The sequence below is a fragment of the Paenibacillus sp. OK060 genome, assembly GCF_900101205.1.
Taxonomy (GTDB): Bacteria; Bacillota; Bacilli; order Paenibacillales; family Paenibacillaceae; genus Paenibacillus; species Paenibacillus marchantiae.
The window spans coordinates 1,377,953-1,394,615 of sequence record NZ_FNFR01000001.1 but is presented as its reverse complement, the minus strand read 5'-3'; the positions used below and the strand labels follow the sequence as shown (position 1 = coordinate 1,394,615).

Here is a 16,663-nt window from a genome sequence, read left to right as displayed (position 1 = left end):
AACAGCTTTCCCCAAGTTCAGTTAAAGATAAAAATGTTGACTATTTCAAATCCTTCAGGAAGCTTGTGCCATATTCAGGCAGTTTCACTCCGAAGTTCTCAGCTACTGTTGCTCCAACATCCGCAAACGTACTGCGCAGTTCAAGCTTTTTGCCCCCACTGAAGCGTGGAGAATACACAAGCAGTGGCACATACTCACGTGTATGGTCCGTTCCGCGGTAAGTTGGGTCATTACCATGGTCAGCTGTAATGAGCAGCAGATCATCGTCTGTCATTTTGCTGAAGATCTCTGGCAGACGAGCATCATACTCTTCAAGTGCTTGAGCATAACCTTGTGGATCACGACGGTGACCGAACAGGGCATCGAAGTCAACCAGGTTCAGGAAGCTGAGTCCAGTGAACGCCTCATCCATCGTTTCGGACAGTTTGTCCATGCCATCCATGTTGGAGACGGTACGTACAGACTTGGTTACACCTTCGCCATCGTAGATATCTGCGATTTTACCCAAAGCAATCACGTCAAATCCACCATCTTTAAGTTCATTCATCACGGTACGGCCAAAAGGTTTGAGCGCGTAATCATGACGGTTAGCTGTACGCTTCCAGTCACCCGCTTCACCTACAAATGGACGTGCAATAATGCGGCCCAGCATATACGGATCTTCAAGTGTAATTTCACGGCAGAACTCACAGATTTCATACAGTTCTTTCAGTGGAACAACATCCTCATGGGCTGCAATTTGCAAAACCGAATCCGCGGATGTGTATACGATGAGTGCGCCAGTTTCAACATGCTCTGCACCCAGCTCATCCAGAATTTCCGTGCCGCTGGCCGGTTTGTTACCGATCACTTTACGGCCTGTTTTTTCCTCAATGCGTTGAATCAACTCATCCGGGAATCCGTCTGCGAACACGCGGAATGGGGTATCAATGTAAAGACCCATCAGTTCCCAGTGACCCGTCATGGTGTCTTTTCCTCTGGATGCTTCCTGCATCTTGGTGTAAAAGGCTTTTGGTGCATCCGCTACAGGCACACCTTCAATTTCCTTAATATTGGACAGTCCAAGACTGGCCATATGCGGCATCTTCAATCCTCCGCGTTCACGTGCAATGTGACCAAAGGTGTCGACATCGAAATCATCGAATTCCGCTGCATCCGGCGCTTCACCAATTCCCACTGAATCCATAACGATCAGATGTACTCTTTTGAATGTTGACATAACTTAAGCACTCCTTCCAATAATCCGGCTTTTACAAGAACAGTCCGGCGATGATCGCAGACAGCACGCTGACAAGCGATGCACCGTAAAGCAGTTTCAGACCGAAGCGGGCCACCACATTACCTTGTTTCTCATGAAGTCCCTTCACCGCACCGGCAATAATACCGATCGAGGAGAAGTTGGCGAACGATACGAGGAAGACGGATACGATACCTGTTGTTCTGGCAGACAATGTAGTCTGTTTGGTCAGATCAAGCATGGCAACGAATTCGTTGGATACCATTTTGGTAGCCATAATACTTCCCGCTTGAATCGCTTCTTTCCACGGAACACCCATAATGAAAGCAAATGGTGCAAACACATAACCAAGCAGTTCCTGGAACGAAATGCCGAGCACTGCACTGAAGATCCCGTTAACCAGTGCGATCAAAGCAACAAAACCGATTAACATTGCTGCTACGACGATGGCAACTTTGAAACCATCCAAAATGTACTCGCCCAACATTTCGAAGAAGGATTGTTTTTCCTCTTCCTGTACTTCCAATATATCTTCTTCCTCGGAAACCTCATAAGGATTCACGATGGAAGCAATGATAAAACCGCCAAACAGATTCAGCACAAGTGCCGTAACCACATATTTCGGATCAATCATGGACATATAGGCACCGACAATCGACATCGATACCGTGGACATCGCCGAGGCACACAAGGTGTACAGCCGATGTTTCGGCAGCAACCCAATTTGTTTTTTCACAGAAATGAACACTTCAGATTGCCCCAATACAGCCGAAGCAACCGCGTTATATGATTCCAGTTTGCCCATTCCGTTGACTTTGCTTAATACCAGACCAATATATTTTATAACAAAAGGTAAGATTCGGATATACTGCAATATCCCAATGAGCGCTGAGATGACGACGATCGGCATCAATACACTGAGGAAAAACGGCGCGCCCCCACTGTCTGCACCAACGGTAGTCAAGCCACCGAATACAAATGAGATACCGTCATTTGCATAGCCAAGCAAACTTTCAAATACAGTCGCGAAACCGCCAATCAAAAACGTCCCGATTTCTGTGTTCAACAATGCGTATCCCAATATAACTTGCAAAACAATCATGATAATTAGTGGACGATATCGGATCTTCTTCTTACCGTTGCTGACCAGATAAGCTAGTCCAAAGACAACAAGTATACCAAGAAGGGCAATTAGGAATTTCATTCTATCTCTCCTTTGAAGGTAGTTAAGCCGGATGATCATTCAGCTCAAAGGTTTCCCATATATGTGATGAATTAACCTTTCAGAAAACGGTTGAAGCGCTTACAATAAATTCGGTTTTTTATGATTCTGTTTTAATTAAAAATATAGAAAATTTGGATCAGCTTTAAAACTTGTTCTCCACATCCATTTATAGATATGAAGAACAAGTTAAACCCTTTTAAAGCATCCAAGCATTCCATCTAGTTGAATTTATCGAGCTAAGTTACTCACGATTTAATAATTAGATGTAGATTGTTCGCCTTGCATGATTTTCACACCGGAACTTGCGCCAATCCGAGTTGCTCCTGCATCGATCATTTTTTGCATGTCTTCCAGACTACGCACGCCGCCGGAAGCTTTAACGCCTACATCTGGACCTACGGTACGACGCATCAAAGCGATGTCTTCTGGTGTTGCTCCACCCGTAGAGAAACCTGTGGACGTTTTGACAAAATCAGCTCCAGCTTTTACTGCTGCCTGACATGCACGTACTTTCTCTTCATCCGTCAACAGACAAGTTTCAATAATGACTTTCACCAAAGCTTTACCCGCTGCTGCTTCAACAACTGCACGAATATCCTGTTCCACAAACTCATCTTTGCCGTCTTTCAAAGCACTAATGTTGATGACCATGTCCACTTCAGTAGCACCTTTAGCAATCGCGTCTTTAGTTTCGAATGCTTTGGTCTCGGAAGTGGAAGCTCCCAGAGGAAAACCAATAACGGTACAAATATCTACGCCAGTACCTTGAAGTTGTTCAGCAGCATAAGCAACCCAGCCTGGGTTAACACATACAGAAGCAAATTGATATTGTTTCGCTTCTTCGGTCAATTTGGCCATTTCACTTTGTGTTGCATCTGCACGAAGCAAGGTATGATCTATCATTTTGGCTAATTGTGGTGTAGTCAATTCAATCTCCCCTTATCTGAACTAGTTATTTTCTATATCCCTACCCTAACATGAACATATGTAAAAATCAATATGAACTTTTGTTCAACCTTGAAATTTAAACACATTCCATGGAAACTTCATTAAACTAAAGGCTTCCCTCACCAAGATGAAATCGTACAGTATAGCTTCTGTCTAAGAAAGCAAAACATCCGCCCATGTCGCGTGGCAGATGTTGTCATCCATTGAATTATAATCGGAGCAAAGCCTGAGCTGTGTATTGATCTGTTACCAAAATGTTGGCGTAATGACCTTTGAGCGCAGCATGAATGGCTTCTATTTTACGTTTTCCCCCGGCCACGAGAATCGATTTTTCCTTATTTCGCAGCTCGGCCAGGTCAATTCCGACGGTTCTGTTGTTAATCTCATCACTGATCAAGCGGCCCTCGGCGTCAAAAAAACGTGAACAAATGTCACCTGCACCTGAATGCATCAGCAATTGCTGTTCTTCATCATTAAAGTACCCCAGTCTGAACAAAAGTGCATCTTCCTTCACTGTACCTACGGTAAACATGGCAATATTCGCCTGTCGGCCAAGCTCCACGATCCTGCCAATATGTCGGTCTGCTTCTACCATTTTTTTGACTTCAATGTTATCGAAGATCACGGGCAAAGGCAAATATCGGGGAACCGTATGGAAAGCTTCCGCAAATAAATGAACAATTTCTGCCGCATACGTATTCACGTGGGAATGACTTACGCCTCCCTTAAGTTGAACCACTTCCACGCCTTTGACTTGCTTGGGACGAAGCTGACGGGCTACGGCGTTCATGGTTGTCCCCCAGGTTACCCCAATAATGTCCGCATCTTGCACCGTATCTTGTAAGTAATCTGCTGCTCTTTTGCTAATATGTTTCAAAATTTCTTCATCACTCTTCAACGGGGCAAAACATACAAGCGCAGTATCCAGATTATACTTGGCCTTGAGTTCCCCGGCGATAATGTCGATATCCTCCAGCGGGTCCATAATTTCAATGCGAACGTAACCGCGATCTTTCGCATACTGAAGTAACCGAGATACCGTTGGACGTGACACGCCCAGCCTGACCGCAATATCCTGCTGGCTGTAATCCGACTGATAATACAATTTCGCTGCTTCAATGCTTAATCGTTGCTTCTCCAGATCCATTCCCATATGCGCTCATCTCACTCATTCCTATTATCGTTCGATTCACCTTACACCATTGTATTATACATGATTGAGTACCAGGTCACTATCCAGGTATAAAACGTTATAAACGATGCATACTACATCGGTCGCTTATTAATGTGGGCCCTTTTTGGCAAAAAACATCATAGAGAGGAAGAACCGTATGTCTACATTATTGTATATTACTGCCCATCCTCATGATCATGAAACTTCCTTCAGCATGGCTGCAGGTAAAGCGTTTGTGGATGCATATCGTGAAAGCCATTCCTCGGATGAGGTTATTCATCTGGATTTGTATCGCTCGGATATTCCTCATATTGATGCAGATGTATTCAGTGGTTGGGGGAAACTTCAATCCGGCAGCGAATTGACTTCTGAAGAAAAGGCTAAGGTTCAACGTTTGAATGAATTATCGGATCAATTCGCCTCTGCTGACAAATATGTTTTTGTGACACCGATGTGGAACTTCTCTTTTCCTCCAATTATGAAGGCTTATATCGACTCCATCTGCGTGGCTGGTAAAACGTTCCGTTATACGGAACAAGGCCCGGTTGGATTGCTTTCCAACAAAAAGGCACTGCATATTCAGGCTCGTGGCGGCATTTATTCCGAAGGGCCTGCGGCTCAGATGGAATCTGGTCATCGTTACCTGAGCATTATCATGTCTTTCCTGGGTGTTCCGAAGCTTGAAGGCATTTTTGTGGAAGGACATAACCAATATAAGGAACGGGCAGATGAGATCAAACAGCAAGCCATTGAAGAGGCACGTACACTCGCTAAACAGTTTTAACCCTTACTAAACAAATACAGCAACAAACACAAAACCCGCATGCCAACCCATGAATTATTAATTCCATAGGGCGGCATGCGGGTTTTTATTATTTTATAATAAACGTTAGAGCTTTATTGATGTCCAGCGCTGGCACGGCTCATGGTTTCAAGTTTGCGAGTAATGGCATGGCGGTCCACTTTCAGTCCCCAAATGGCTTCAATAATCTGTTCTTTCTCTTCGGGACCCTCGGCATTTTTTAGTTGCATTAACAGATCATGCATCTGTTCGTTAATACCTTCAAATTGACTCCAAAGATCCTGTCTAACCTCGGTTGAATCCAGATGATGATTAGCATCCACTTCTTCTTTCAATGCTTGCAGAATGGCCTCTTTCCACTCCTCATCACCTAGCTGTTTCGCTATGTTCAGGAGATCCAGATAATCGTCAACAAGAAGTGAGTTCAGTTCAGCATGTGTTTTCATCGTTTATTGCATCCCCTTTGCATCTATTTACCCAGTATTATACTCGGTATTTCGGGATATGCAATACTTGTCGAAAAAAGTTAGTTATTGTATTAGGGACTATTGGGTGATTATGGGTCAAAATGAGTGCTTCTTATTACCGAACTTTCGATCTATGTTTAGCTAAAAAGTAAGCTTATGTTCTTGTACCCTTTCTATAAGCAACCGACACAATATAAAGCCGATTACCACATACAGACCAATCATGCTCACAATGCCAATCCAACCCAGATGGCTGTAAAGTAGTCCCCCTCCAGTTCCGCTGACACTTGATCCCACGTAGTAGAAAAACAAATACAAGGCATTGGCCTGGGATTTATGCTGATCCGCCACGAGTCCAACCCAGCTGCTGGCGATGGAATGTCCGCCAAAGAAACCAAAGGCAAACAGGGCAAGTCCAATTATTTTGACCCAAAGTTCGGGGTGAATGGTACAGACTGCACCGGCCAGTATAATACCTAGCGCGATTCCAAGGACATTCGATCTTCCATACCGATCTGCAAGCCTGCCCATCCAGGTACTGCTCAACGTACCCATAAGGTACACGACAAAAAGGCTACCGACGATGGACTGGCTAAGATGATAAGGTTCTCCTGTCAATTCAAATCCAATGTAGTTGAATAACGTCACGAAGCCCCCCATCAGAAGAAATCCCAATCCATATAGGCAAAGTAGACGTGGATTCCGACACTGTGACCACAAAAGCGGAATGATCTTTTTGAATCCAGGAGTCGCTTTGACAAAATGGCGGGATGGCGGGATGACAAGCCAGAAAATAACAGCCGCACATAGGCCAAGAATACCGATAAAACCAATTGCAGCACGCCAACTGAACCAGTCTGTGATCACGCCGCTGATAAAACGACCAGCCATACCCCCGATCGAATTTCCGCTGATATAGAGGCCCATGGCATACCCTAGACTGGTAGGCTCAATCTCTTCAGACAGATATGTCATGGCTGTCGCGGGCAGCCCGGCAAGTGCAACTCCCTGGAGAATTCGAAGTAGAAGCAACTCGGTAAATCCAGGGCTAAACGCGCTAATCATAGCAATAATAGATGAAACAACTAAAGCTGCTGTCATAATAAATCGTCTTCCCAATGAATCAGATAAGGAACCGATAAACAACATGGTCAGTGCCATGGCAATCGTCGTAACTGAGAGGGTAAGACTGGAATGTGCAGGCGAGATCGCAAATGCCTCGCTAATCTCGGGCATCAGGGGCTGGAGGCTGTAAAGTAACGCAAAAGTTACAAAACCTCCGGCAAACAGCGCAAGGCTAATGTTACGAAACGTCTTAGTTCCCTGCTGAATCATGATATTCCAACTTTCTCGGTAGGAAAGCTCCATGATCGGCTGCTGACTGATCGCTTGGCTGAAGCCTTCCATTAATCGTTATTTGATGAACAGTTTACGCTCCATATGAGTCAAAAACTCATATCCATCTGGAGTTACAACAACCGTGTCCTCGATTTGGAAGCCACCAGCGCCGAGCTCATAATAAGGTACCTCTACACACAGCACCATGCCGGGCTCCAGTATGCGCTGGTCGCCGGAAGAGAGGGTCATGTCGTCATACAGTTCCAAGCCAATGGCATGACCAACATGCTGACGTCGGTAATGCGGAATTCCCTCACGTTGCACGCGAGACACAGCCGCATGAAAGACGTCGGAAGCCTTGACGCCAGGGCGTACGGTTTCAAGTGCCGTCTCCCATCCACTTTTTACTGCATTAAAATGTTTTTTCATCCAGGGAGTTGGCTCTCCTGCCACAACGGTACGCCCTGTATCTCCCCAGTATCCTTCCAGTTGCAAGCACAGATCAAAGCGGATCTGATCGCCTGACTCGATGGTATGAAAATAATTTTCGATGAGCGGCAGCGCACTGCGCGGACCCGCTCCTACCGCAGTCATTGCAGGAGTCCCACCTGCTTTCATCACAGATAGCCGATAATGGTCGGCAAGCTGCTTCTCATGAACACCGGCTGCGATCAGATCAATCAGCTCTTGCTCAATCCGTTCATTGACTTGGGCAGCCTGTCGGAGCTGCTCGATTTCGAAAGGCGTCTTAACCAAGCGGATTTGGCGAAATAGCTTGTACGCGTGAACAACTGCTCCTTGAGGCGCATCCTCCGTGATCCGTGCCAAAAGTTCAGGAGCGATTCGCATCTCATCGATTCCAATCGGTTGATTCTCGATGTCGAGTTGTTTCAGTGCAGCTTTAAGCGCTTCTATCGGCCCTGGATGAATGACTGTCGTTTGTAGCAGAGAGTAGAACAGATCAATGTCATCCGTAGAAGGTTTGCCTTCGATCGAGCCTTCCACGAAGAAGTCACTGTAGGCAAATATATCTACTCCAGTGATACCGAATTGGGCCACAACGCCCAAACGATTCGTCGGAATGACGATACATGGCCGAGCGGATCGGTCGGCAGGTAGAATGGCGTAAATCTGCATTGTCCAGTTGCTTGCGCGTAGCTGGGAGCCGATGACATAGTGAATATTTTCCGGAGTTGTTGCGATCAAGGCACGAAGTCCCTGAGTTTTCATTACGTCCTCCGCCCGGTCCCGGTTGAGACCCGAGCTGTGGGATATATGATTTGAATTGTTCATGATTCAGACCTCCTTTTGTTTTTCCTGCCCCCAAACAAACTCTCAAGTCCAGGTACTGAGCGCAGTACCAGCTTGATGATCATGAACAAGGCCAGTGCAAAAGCGATAAGTACGACAGATACAACAGCGATCGTCGGGTCCTGCCACTTTTCCATATAAAGAAACAGTTGTATTGGCAGGGTGTAGCTGTCCTGACGAAGCAGCAGTAGTGCAGCCTCTACCTGATCAAAAGTGAAGACAAATGCGATTGACCCTGAAAGGAGCAGAGATAGTCTAAGCTGTGGCAATGTGATTGTAAAAAAGATACGCAGTGGCCCTGCTCCAAGGTCTGCTGCCGCCTCTCGGTGTGCGGGCTGCAGGTTGGCCAATGCACTGCCTACAAGCGTTAGCACGAATGGAAGCACGATGACCGCTTCACCCAAAATAAGAGCGAACAATCCGCCTGCAATATGCATTTTGGAGAACAAAATTAGATACGCAATACCAAGCGTAATTTTCGGCATAACCATTGGGGATACAAAAAAGGCTCTTAAGATGCCAGCACCCGGGAAAGGGTAATGTACGATAGCCAGCGCCGCAAGTGTTCCGGTAATCAGCGCCAGCAATACCGCTCCAGTGGAGGCAATCAGACTGTTCTTGAATGCAACGAGAAATTGAGTCTGCTCTCCCAGATTCGCATACCACTTCAGGGTAAGACCTTCCGGCGGGAATTTACTGGCCGATCCGGAACCTACTGATGTCAATAGGATCATGAGCAGTGGCAACAGTAAATAAACTGCTACAGCCCCTGCAAATATATAGAGCAGCAATTTAGTGAAGCTTTTCGACTTAACCATAAGCCTGCTCTCCCTTCCGGGAACGACGGAACATCAGCGTTTCGGCTCCTTTATTGACCAAAAGTGAAACGATGATGGAAGAAACGAGCAAGAATATACTTGCTACCGCAGCCATCGGCCAGTTGGTATCCAGTGTTCGCTGGTAAATAAATACCGGCAGTGTCATGACTCTGCCTCCGCCAATCAGTTGGGGCGTTGTAAAGGCCGTGAGGCATAGCGTGAATACAATCTGTACCCCGCTAGCAATACCTCTCGCTGATAAAGGCAGGGTAATCGTGAGGAATGTCCGCCAGCTTCCTGCTCCCAGATCCTGTGCAGCCGCTTTTAGCGAAGCGTCACTTTGCGACAATACATTCAGGATCGGAAAAACCATGAACGGCAGAAAAATATGAACAAGAGCGACAACAACACCAGTCTCGTTATATATCATACTGAAGCCTTCATCCGTGATTCCAAGCCGTATAAACAGCCAGTTCATGAACCCCTGTTTGGATAGCAGCAGCTGCCAGCCATAGGATCGAACAACCGCGCTGACCAGCAGCGGAAGAAACGTAAGCAGCAGCAACAATTGCTTCATGCCCGGTTTCTTCAGGCCGGCAATACAATAAGCTAGCGGGTATGCAAGCAGCAGGCTCCATAGCGTGACCTTGAAGGCAACGCGAAATGTGGTGCCTATCAGCTTCCAATAGTACGGATCGGACAGAAAAGCACGATAAGCATCCCACTCCCAGCCCCGGATGAGCTTGCCATTTTCATAGATATCAAAGCTGTACCTGCCAAAGATGAGCAGACCACCCAGATACACGATGCCCATCAGGGTCAGAGCGGGTAGCAGAAGAAGCAACTGGGTAATCCACCGGCGGTTTTTGGATGAATACAGATTCACGATCCGATCCGTAACCCGATTCATATCCCTTCCTCCTGTACCGGATTAAGCAGCAAAGGTTCGGATAACAAGAGCGCGTCCTCCGGATCAAAGCCAATCTGGATTGGCTCCCCCGGGCTAAAACGTGAGGCTCCTCGCTGATGCAGTACACTGGCCTGAACCAGAAACCCCTCAGCAATCTGGATCGTGTAACGAATATTTGCCCCGCCATACACTGCTTCTATGACACGTCCATCCAGTTTGTTCAGGCAAGGGTTCGCATCCTCTCCAAGTCGAATATATTCGTTGCGAATGGACAACGAGTGCCGGTCACCTATTAGGGCAAACGGGGTGTTCTCATTTGTCTTCACCAGCAGCGAATACCCGAAGCATTCAACCCGGATTACATTCGTATCCTGTCCAAGCACCGTTGTTGCCAGAAGATTGGTATCGCCGATGAACTTGGCCACGAAGCTGTCTGCCGGTCTTTCATAGATTTCATCAGGCGTAGCATATTGCAGCAGCTTGCCAGCGCGCATGACGCCGATCCGATCTGACATGTTCATGGCTTCATTCTGATCATGCGTTACAAAGATGAACGTACCGCCGAACTCTCGTTGTATGCGTTTCAGTTCGCGCTGCATATCCAGACGCAGCTGCATATCCAGTGCGGAAAGTGGCTCATCGAGCAGCAAAACTTCGGGTCTGTTGATTAACGCGCGAGCAATGGCTACGCGTTGAGCCTGCCCCCCGGATAACTGGGAAACAGCTCGTCTGCCATAATCTCCGAGCTGTACCAGCTCAAGCATTTCGTGTACCTGCTTCCTGATATCGGCTTTCGGTAACTTCTTCACCTTTAGCCCATAGGCGATGTTGTTGAATACGTCCATATGTGGGAATAGCGCAAGCTGCTGAAAAATCATGTTGCTGTTGCGTCCGTAGGCCGGGATGCCGGTTACATCCCGACCTCCTAGCATAATGCACCCCTGATCCGGCTGCTCAAGTCCGCCAAGCATCCGCAGCAGTGTTGTTTTGCCACAGCCACTCGGACCTAACAGGGAAACGAATTCTCCCTTCTTCACCTGTAGTGACACATGGTTAACCGCTGCTCGCTCTCCGTAGGTCTTTGTGACTTCTCTTGTTTCAATGGAAATGAGTTCTTGTTCACTGCTCATCTCTGTTTCCCTCCCGTCCATAACGGGTTCGAAATAGAACCCGTTATCGTGGTTTGTCTGAAAACCATCATTTATTGAAGTTTGGTTTTGACGAGTCGGTCCCATAGATCCTTCCAGGAAGAGCTGTTTTGAGCAAGAACATCCCAGTCAGGACTAATCCCGTTGCTCTGTGTTTCCACGGAGAAGGAAGGATCGTCCTTGTATTTGTCCGGAACGGCAGCAGTCGTGCTGGTTACCGGTGTACCTGTTGCTTCTGCATATTGTGACAGCGCATCTGCGCTCAGCAGCTCGTTGATAATTTCGTTGGCTACACGTGTCTGCTCAGGTGTTGACCCCTTCACAACCTGAAGTGTGTACGGGAAGGAAATGGCTCCTTCGCTCGGATACGCTACAGCGAGTGGAGAACCGCCGTCAATCCATGTCTGTGCAACCTGTGCACTGAAAGGAGCAATCAGAGCATCTCCCGACTCCAGAAGAGCCTTCAACTGGTCATTGGATGTAACCAATGTGCCGATCTGGTCACTGTGATCTGCCCAGAACTGGAATGCTGGCTCCGGATTCTCATACGATGCGCCAAGCTCCTGTCCTTTGACTGCAAGAAGTGGAGAGATATAGGAATAGAACATGTAGTCCCAAAGTGCCGTTTTCCCTTTGAATTCCTCGTTATCCCACAGATCATTCCAGCTTGTTGGCGGTGTTTTTACAAGGTCTTTGTTATAGACAAGCGCGAAGCTCGAAACTCCCCACACGACACCCTTGTTGTCAGGATTGTGGAATTGCTCCGGGATATCCTTGATATTGGTCACGATGCTTGTATCCAGTGGCTCCCACATATCATCGTTCAAGCCTTTTGCCGTCGCATCTGCGTTGAAGTAACCAAAGTTGACAACTGGATTGTTGGGATCAGCCTGCTTGCCAGCGACCATTTTCGGATACATGACTGCATTGGATGATTCTTCAAAAGTAACTTCAACATTTGGATGCTCTTTGACGTAATTTGCAACCACTTCTTTTGGAACGACATCCTGATTGGAACCAGCCCAGATAAACATGGTCAGTTTAACCTTGTCTCCGCTTCCTCCAGAAGAATCGGATCCTCCTGCTGTATTGCTGGAGCTACTTGCTCCACCGCATGCAGAGAGAACCAGTGTACCGGCCAGTGTCAGTGAGGCGAGACTGAGAAAGCGTTTCTTGTTTGATTTAAACATGAGAATTTCCCCCATCGATTTAGTTGGTTTTATGAATTTGACAAAAATTAATTCGTTTTTCCTTCATGTACCTTATCAATGCAATCCTATTTTCTGACGCAATCCTTCCATAATGCCTGATATCTCATGTGGAGATACGGATACGGTCGCAGTTTGCTTCTCCTCCACGGCTCCCATGGTCTGACGCTTCAGGTAGTCTCTGAGTGCCAGCGGAACATTCAGCAGCGCCTGATTCAGCGATACTTGCATCTCGTCAGTCCATATGGCCTCGAACTGTTTCCTTGTCCAGCCATAATCGAATTCTTCCTGCTGCCGTTCCCGCTTGGCCCGCAACTGTCTGGTCTCACTCACGTTCAGGTTCCGGCCTTCTATGACGACACCATACAGTTCAAGAGCTTTTTCCGTCGATACCAGTCCTCTTCTAACATCCTCCAGAACCAGCATTGGATCCCGATCAAATGGATCGCCATATCCACCTCCGCCCTGTGACAGGAACGTCACCGTCTCTCCGGGTTGGAGCAGCAACTCATCAATTCTTCCCAGATGGTGTTCACTTGCACGTCCAGCATTGAGAATCGCTTCCCCATGGGTACCAACACCTCCGCCAAGCCTGCCCCACGGATGAAACTCCATACGCTCCATATTTCTGGCGGTCATTACGGTATCTGGTGTAAGAATTTTGACACACAGGTCGATTCCGCTTCCACCACGGAAGGTTCCAGCACCAGCAGAATCAGCACGAAGGCCATAATGCTCTATGAGCACAGGCATTTCGGATTCTACTGTTTCCGCAGGAATGTTTCGAAGATGACCCACGGCAAAATCCATGCCATCAATTCCGTCCTTCATCGGTCTTGCTCCTGAACCGCCACATATCGGCTGGATCACGCCAACCTTTTTTTTGCCATCTGACGCATCTGTCATCGCCATCATAACGATGCATGCCTGTCCGGCTCCTGCGGCGGGAACCTTACTTGCCTGAGCTTTTCCAAGAGCACCTGTGATGACATCCATTAGCCGAATAAAGGTAGCTGCTCGTGCGCCAACCGCTGCCATCGGCTCCGGGTTGAGAACTGAAGCCGGTGGTGCATAATTTCGAACCATGCGAATCATGCCCGAATTCCATGGAATTGTTGGATCGAGCGTACGGAAATAACGAATGAGTGCGGGAACCAACATGTAATGCCCCTGTTGATTGTGGGTAGGAATATTGAACGAAGCTCTGACCTGAGGGTCGGTGCCGCTAAAGTCCAGATGAATATCACTGCCCGCGATTGTCATTTTGCAGCGCAATCGGATGGGATAACCGCCAGGACCTTTCTCCAGATAGTCCCAGAACTCATACGAACCATCCGGGATCTCCTGTACGATGGCGCGGGCCTTCAACTCAGCGTATTCCAGCAATTGCTTAATACCCTGTTGAATCCTCTCTACACCGTAGCGGCCGATAAGCTCCTCTAGTCGCTGCTCCCCCCGATTCAAGGCTGCCATCAGTGCCTTGAGATCACCGAGGTTTTGCTCCGGAATGCGGCTATTGTCCAGAAACATGCGCAGTATCTGCTCATTAAGAACGCCTGCTTCATACAGCTTGACTGGCGCAATTCGAATGCCTTCCATATGAATATCGTAGGCGCTTGGAGATACGCTCCCCGGTACCTTACCACCTACATCGGAAGAATGAACGAAGCACATGCCGTATGCGATGATTTCCCCTTTGTGAAAATAGGGCTTGATCAGATGAACATCCGGTAGATGTGTCACCATGCCTTTGGTGGAATAAGGATCATTGCAGATGACCAGATCGCCTTCCTTCCAGTCTGTAATGCTGTTTATGGTCGCCGCAGCAGGGATGCCAAGGGACAGATTGTAACCCGTCTCCAATGGCGACCCAAACGTTTCCCCGGATGGTGACAAGAGGTAGGTTCCAAAATCGCCCGTTTCTTTAACAAAAGCGGTGAATCCCGTGCGCAGCACGACATTGGCCATTTCCTCCACCGCAGCCTGAATCCGGTTGTTGAAAATTTCAAGAAAAACCTTGTCGCCAATCATTGCTCCACCTCCCCAATCACATTACCGTTACCATCCCGGTATACCGTAAATCCAGGCGGGATGAAAATGGTTGTATCATATTCCTCCACAATAATGGGCCCAAGAATGGGCATATCCAGTGGGATCTGTCCCCTCGTAAGAACTTTTGCTGTTCGCTGCTCGTGGTCAAAAGTGATGATTCGTTCTTCTGCTTCACTTTCATCGAATGGCAACTCTACCGGAGACGCCGTGCTTTGGGTGGGCAGGATGCCAACAATGGTCGCTCTCAGACTAACGAACATCACTTCAGCTTCCGGCTGGCTGATGCCAAACACATTTTGGTAGTACATATGGAATTTGATCCTTGCTTTCTCAGGATCGGCGATTTCTTCGGATGTGAGCGTAACCTCCAAATCAAAGGCTTGACCTTCGTAACGCATGTCGGCGCTATATAAGCAATAGATATGTTCCAGTTTCACTCCGCCGCGGGCTTCCTCTTCAACCCAACTACGACCTTGATTCTCCAGTCTGGTGTAAAGAGTCGATAACTCACCAGGCTCAAGCGTCTGACTGCTTTTGTGCAAGGTATGAACGAAATCATTGCGAAGGTTGGCAACCGTGCAGCCCATGGCACAAAGTGTTCCTGGAGATGGCGGGATCAGCACTCGGCGGATGCCCACTTCACGCGCCATGAGAAAAGCATGCATCGGCCCAGCTCCACCATAGGCGAGCAGCGTAAAGTCCCGGGGATCAACCCCCTTGCGTGCCATGAGCGGAGAGAACTGGGCATACATATTGGCGGTGGCCACATCAAGAATGGCCTGTGCAGTTTGCGTGGGACTTAGTCCAAGCCGTTCGCCAAGATTGCCCAGAGCACGTTCTGCAAGCTCGGGGTAAAGATTCATCTGTCCGCCAAGGAATCGATCAGCCTGCAAAATGCCCAGTTGCAGATAAGCATCCGTTGTTGTTGGCTCTTCTCCCCCACGATGATAGGAGACTGGACCTGGATTGGCTCCTGCGCTTCGTGGTCCCACCTTGAGTACCCCTACGGAATCGAGCCAGGCAATTGAGCCCCCACCCGCTCCAATCGCGGTTACATCCACAGCGGGAATGATGACTGGAAAATCCCCAATCTTATTCTCGGTAGAATAGGCAGGCTCTTTATCGATGAGGGCAACATCAACGCTTGTCCCGCCCATGTCAAACGTGATCACTTGATGAATACCGGCCTGCTCGGCAATATGGGTTGCTGCGATTACGCCGGAAGCAGGACCGGACAGAAGAGTACGTACAGGCTCTTTGGCCGCTCTGGCCGCCGTCATGATTCCACCATTGGACATTGTGGACAGCAGATTGGCTTTCAGACCGTAAGCGCCAATTCCTTCTTGCAGACGAAGAAAGTATGATCCCATGCGTTCCCCAACATATGCATTCATGGCTGTGGCGAGTGTACGTTCGAATTCACGCTGCTGCGGCCAAATGGCACTGCTTCTGCAGAGAAACAGGTGCGGATGACGTTCCCTGATTAACTCTTCCGCAAGCTGCTCATGAGCAGGATTGACATAAGCGTGCAAAAAACTGATCGCCAAGGCAGTAACCCCCTCTTCCACCAGCTCGTCTACCGCTTGAAGCAGTTGCTTCTGATCCAGTGGTTGAAGTATGCTACCGCTCGCAAGTGCTCGCTCATCCACTTCCTTAACGAGATGTCTCGGAACAAGCGCATCGGTCTTGTCACCATACAGATTGGTTGTATCCTCGAGTCGTAGCCTCCGAATCTCGAGAATATCCCGGAACCCTTTGGTGACCAACAGACCTGTAACTGCGCCGTTACGCTCAATTAGGGTGTTAACCCCAAGTGTTGTTCCGTGCACAAACAGATCGATCTCATGAAGATCGACTCCGCTTTCCTTGAGCTGATCAAGTGCATTAAAAATCGCCTGTTCCGGAGCTGCTGCAATCGATGGCGTTTTCAGTGCCGCAATCACCCTGCCATGATTGTCCATAACCAGGGCATCCGTGAATGTGCCTCCGATATCTATACCTAATCGATAAATTGTTTTCACAAGT

The 16,663-nt window shown here is 48.0% G+C and carries 14 protein-coding genes; 1 reads left to right on the top strand and 13 read right to left on the bottom strand.

All coding sequences use genetic code 11. The features are described from left to right. Positions 1 to 40: 40 nt before the first annotated feature. The 4 genes from deoB to BLS14_RS06030 form a co-directional block, all read right to left on the bottom strand. Positions 41 to 1,219, bottom strand: a complete 1,179-nt coding sequence (gene deoB / locus BLS14_RS06045) for a phosphopentomutase (RefSeq protein ID WP_072732935.1) — start codon at positions 1,217 to 1,219, stop codon at positions 41 to 43. Between the two features lie 31 nt (positions 1,220 to 1,250). After that, entirely contained in the window at positions 1,251 to 2,441 is a 1,191-nt protein-coding gene (locus tag BLS14_RS06040; RefSeq protein ID WP_053780590.1) for a NupC/NupG family nucleoside CNT transporter, read from the bottom strand. Positions 2,442 to 2,714: 273 nt separating this feature from the next. Next, entirely contained in the window at positions 2,715 to 3,365 is a 651-nt protein-coding gene (gene deoC, locus BLS14_RS06035) for a deoxyribose-phosphate aldolase (RefSeq protein ID WP_072733500.1), read from the bottom strand. Between the two features lie 253 nt (positions 3,366 to 3,618). Further along, positions 3,619 to 4,557: a sugar-binding transcriptional regulator gene (locus tag BLS14_RS06030; protein WP_063563981.1), complete on the bottom strand. Its 939-nt coding sequence runs from the start codon at positions 4,555 to 4,557 to the stop codon at positions 3,619 to 3,621. A 184-nt stretch (positions 4,558 to 4,741) separates the two neighbouring features. On the opposite strand from BLS14_RS06030, the gene BLS14_RS06025 reads away from it, so the two are divergent. Continuing rightward, complete coding sequence (locus BLS14_RS06025; protein ID WP_063563896.1) at positions 4,742 to 5,368, top strand: FMN-dependent NADH-azoreductase; 627 nt, start codon at positions 4,742 to 4,744, stop codon at positions 5,366 to 5,368. Between the two features lie 113 nt (positions 5,369 to 5,481). Here the strand turns inward: BLS14_RS06025 and BLS14_RS06020 are convergent, their stop codons facing one another. The 9 genes from BLS14_RS06020 to BLS14_RS05980 all read right to left on the bottom strand — a co-directional run bounded on the left by BLS14_RS06020 (position 5,482) and on the right by BLS14_RS05980 (position 16,659). Then, complete coding sequence (locus BLS14_RS06020; protein ID WP_063563897.1) at positions 5,482 to 5,832, bottom strand: hypothetical protein; 351 nt, start codon at positions 5,830 to 5,832, stop codon at positions 5,482 to 5,484. Positions 5,833 to 5,994: 162 nt separating this feature from the next. Then, on the bottom strand, positions 5,995 to 7,188 hold the full coding sequence (locus BLS14_RS06015; RefSeq protein WP_063563982.1) for an MFS transporter: 1,194 nt from the start codon (positions 7,186 to 7,188) through the stop codon (positions 5,995 to 5,997). Between the two features lie 78 nt (positions 7,189 to 7,266). Next, positions 7,267 to 8,484, bottom strand: a complete 1,218-nt coding sequence (locus BLS14_RS06010) for a M24 family metallopeptidase (RefSeq protein ID WP_063563898.1) — start codon at positions 8,482 to 8,484, stop codon at positions 7,267 to 7,269. Then, positions 8,481 to 9,320 (bottom strand): ABC transporter permease, encoded by an 840-nt coding sequence (locus BLS14_RS06005; protein WP_090950062.1) that lies wholly within the window; start codon positions 9,318 to 9,320, stop codon positions 8,481 to 8,483. The genes BLS14_RS06010 and BLS14_RS06005 overlap by 4 nt, the downstream gene beginning before the upstream one ends. Further along, positions 9,313 to 10,230 (bottom strand): ABC transporter permease, encoded by a 918-nt coding sequence (locus BLS14_RS06000; RefSeq protein ID WP_090950060.1) that lies wholly within the window; start codon positions 10,228 to 10,230, stop codon positions 9,313 to 9,315. The genes BLS14_RS06005 and BLS14_RS06000 overlap by 8 nt, the downstream gene beginning before the upstream one ends. Further along, positions 10,227 to 11,360, bottom strand: coding sequence for an ABC transporter ATP-binding protein (locus BLS14_RS05995; protein ID WP_090950057.1), 1,134 nt, complete (start codon positions 11,358 to 11,360; stop codon positions 10,227 to 10,229). The genes BLS14_RS06000 and BLS14_RS05995 overlap by 4 nt, the downstream gene beginning before the upstream one ends. Before the next feature lie 71 nt (positions 11,361 to 11,431). After that, positions 11,432 to 12,568 carry an ABC transporter substrate-binding protein gene (locus tag BLS14_RS05990; protein ID WP_090950055.1) on the bottom strand — a complete coding sequence of 379 codons (1,137 nt, stop codon included), beginning with the start codon at positions 12,566 to 12,568 and terminating at the stop codon, positions 11,432 to 11,434. Between the two features lie 75 nt (positions 12,569 to 12,643). Beyond that, positions 12,644 to 14,617 carry a hydantoinase B/oxoprolinase family protein gene (locus BLS14_RS05985; RefSeq protein ID WP_072732930.1) on the bottom strand — a complete coding sequence of 658 codons (1,974 nt, stop codon included), beginning with the start codon at positions 14,615 to 14,617 and terminating at the stop codon, positions 12,644 to 12,646. Further along, positions 14,614 to 16,659 (bottom strand): hydantoinase/oxoprolinase family protein, encoded by a 2,046-nt coding sequence (locus BLS14_RS05980; RefSeq protein WP_090950053.1) that lies wholly within the window; start codon positions 16,657 to 16,659, stop codon positions 14,614 to 14,616. The genes BLS14_RS05985 and BLS14_RS05980 overlap by 4 nt, the downstream gene beginning before the upstream one ends. Between the last annotated feature and the right edge of the window lie 4 nt (positions 16,660 to 16,663).

Coding starts and splice junctions, on each gene's coding strand:
- BLS14_RS06030 (WP_063563981.1), bottom strand. CDS start 4,557: ATGGATCTGGAGAAGCAACGATTAAGCATTGAAGCAGCGAAATTGTAT.
- BLS14_RS06020 (WP_063563897.1), bottom strand. CDS start 5,832: ATGAAAACACATGCTGAACTGAACTCACTTCTTGTTGACGATTATCTG.
- BLS14_RS06025 (WP_063563896.1), top strand. CDS start 4,742: ATGTCTACATTATTGTATATTACTGCCCATCCTCATGATCATGAAACT.
- BLS14_RS06005 (WP_090950062.1), bottom strand. CDS start 9,320: ATGGTTAAGTCGAAAAGCTTCACTAAATTGCTGCTCTATATATTTGCA.
- deoC (WP_072733500.1), bottom strand. CDS start 3,365: ATGATAGATCATACCTTGCTTCGTGCAGATGCAACACAAAGTGAAATG.
- deoB (WP_072732935.1), bottom strand. CDS start 1,219: ATGTCAACATTCAAAAGAGTACATCTGATCGTTATGGATTCAGTGGGA.
- BLS14_RS05990 (WP_090950055.1), bottom strand. CDS start 12,568: ATGTTTAAATCAAACAAGAAACGCTTTCTCAGTCTCGCCTCACTGACA.
- BLS14_RS06010 (WP_063563898.1), bottom strand. CDS start 8,484: ATGAACAATTCAAATCATATATCCCACAGCTCGGGTCTCAACCGGGAC.
- BLS14_RS06040 (WP_053780590.1), bottom strand. CDS start 2,441: ATGAAATTCCTAATTGCCCTTCTTGGTATACTTGTTGTCTTTGGACTA.
- BLS14_RS06000 (WP_090950060.1), bottom strand. CDS start 10,230: ATGAATCGGGTTACGGATCGGATCGTGAATCTGTATTCATCCAAAAAC.
- BLS14_RS05995 (WP_090950057.1), bottom strand. CDS start 11,360: ATGAGCAGTGAACAAGAACTCATTTCCATTGAAACAAGAGAAGTCACA.
- BLS14_RS06015 (WP_063563982.1), bottom strand. CDS start 7,188: ATGATTCAGCAGGGAACTAAGACGTTTCGTAACATTAGCCTTGCGCTG.
- BLS14_RS05985 (WP_072732930.1), bottom strand. CDS start 14,617: ATGATTGGCGACAAGGTTTTTCTTGAAATTTTCAACAACCGGATTCAG.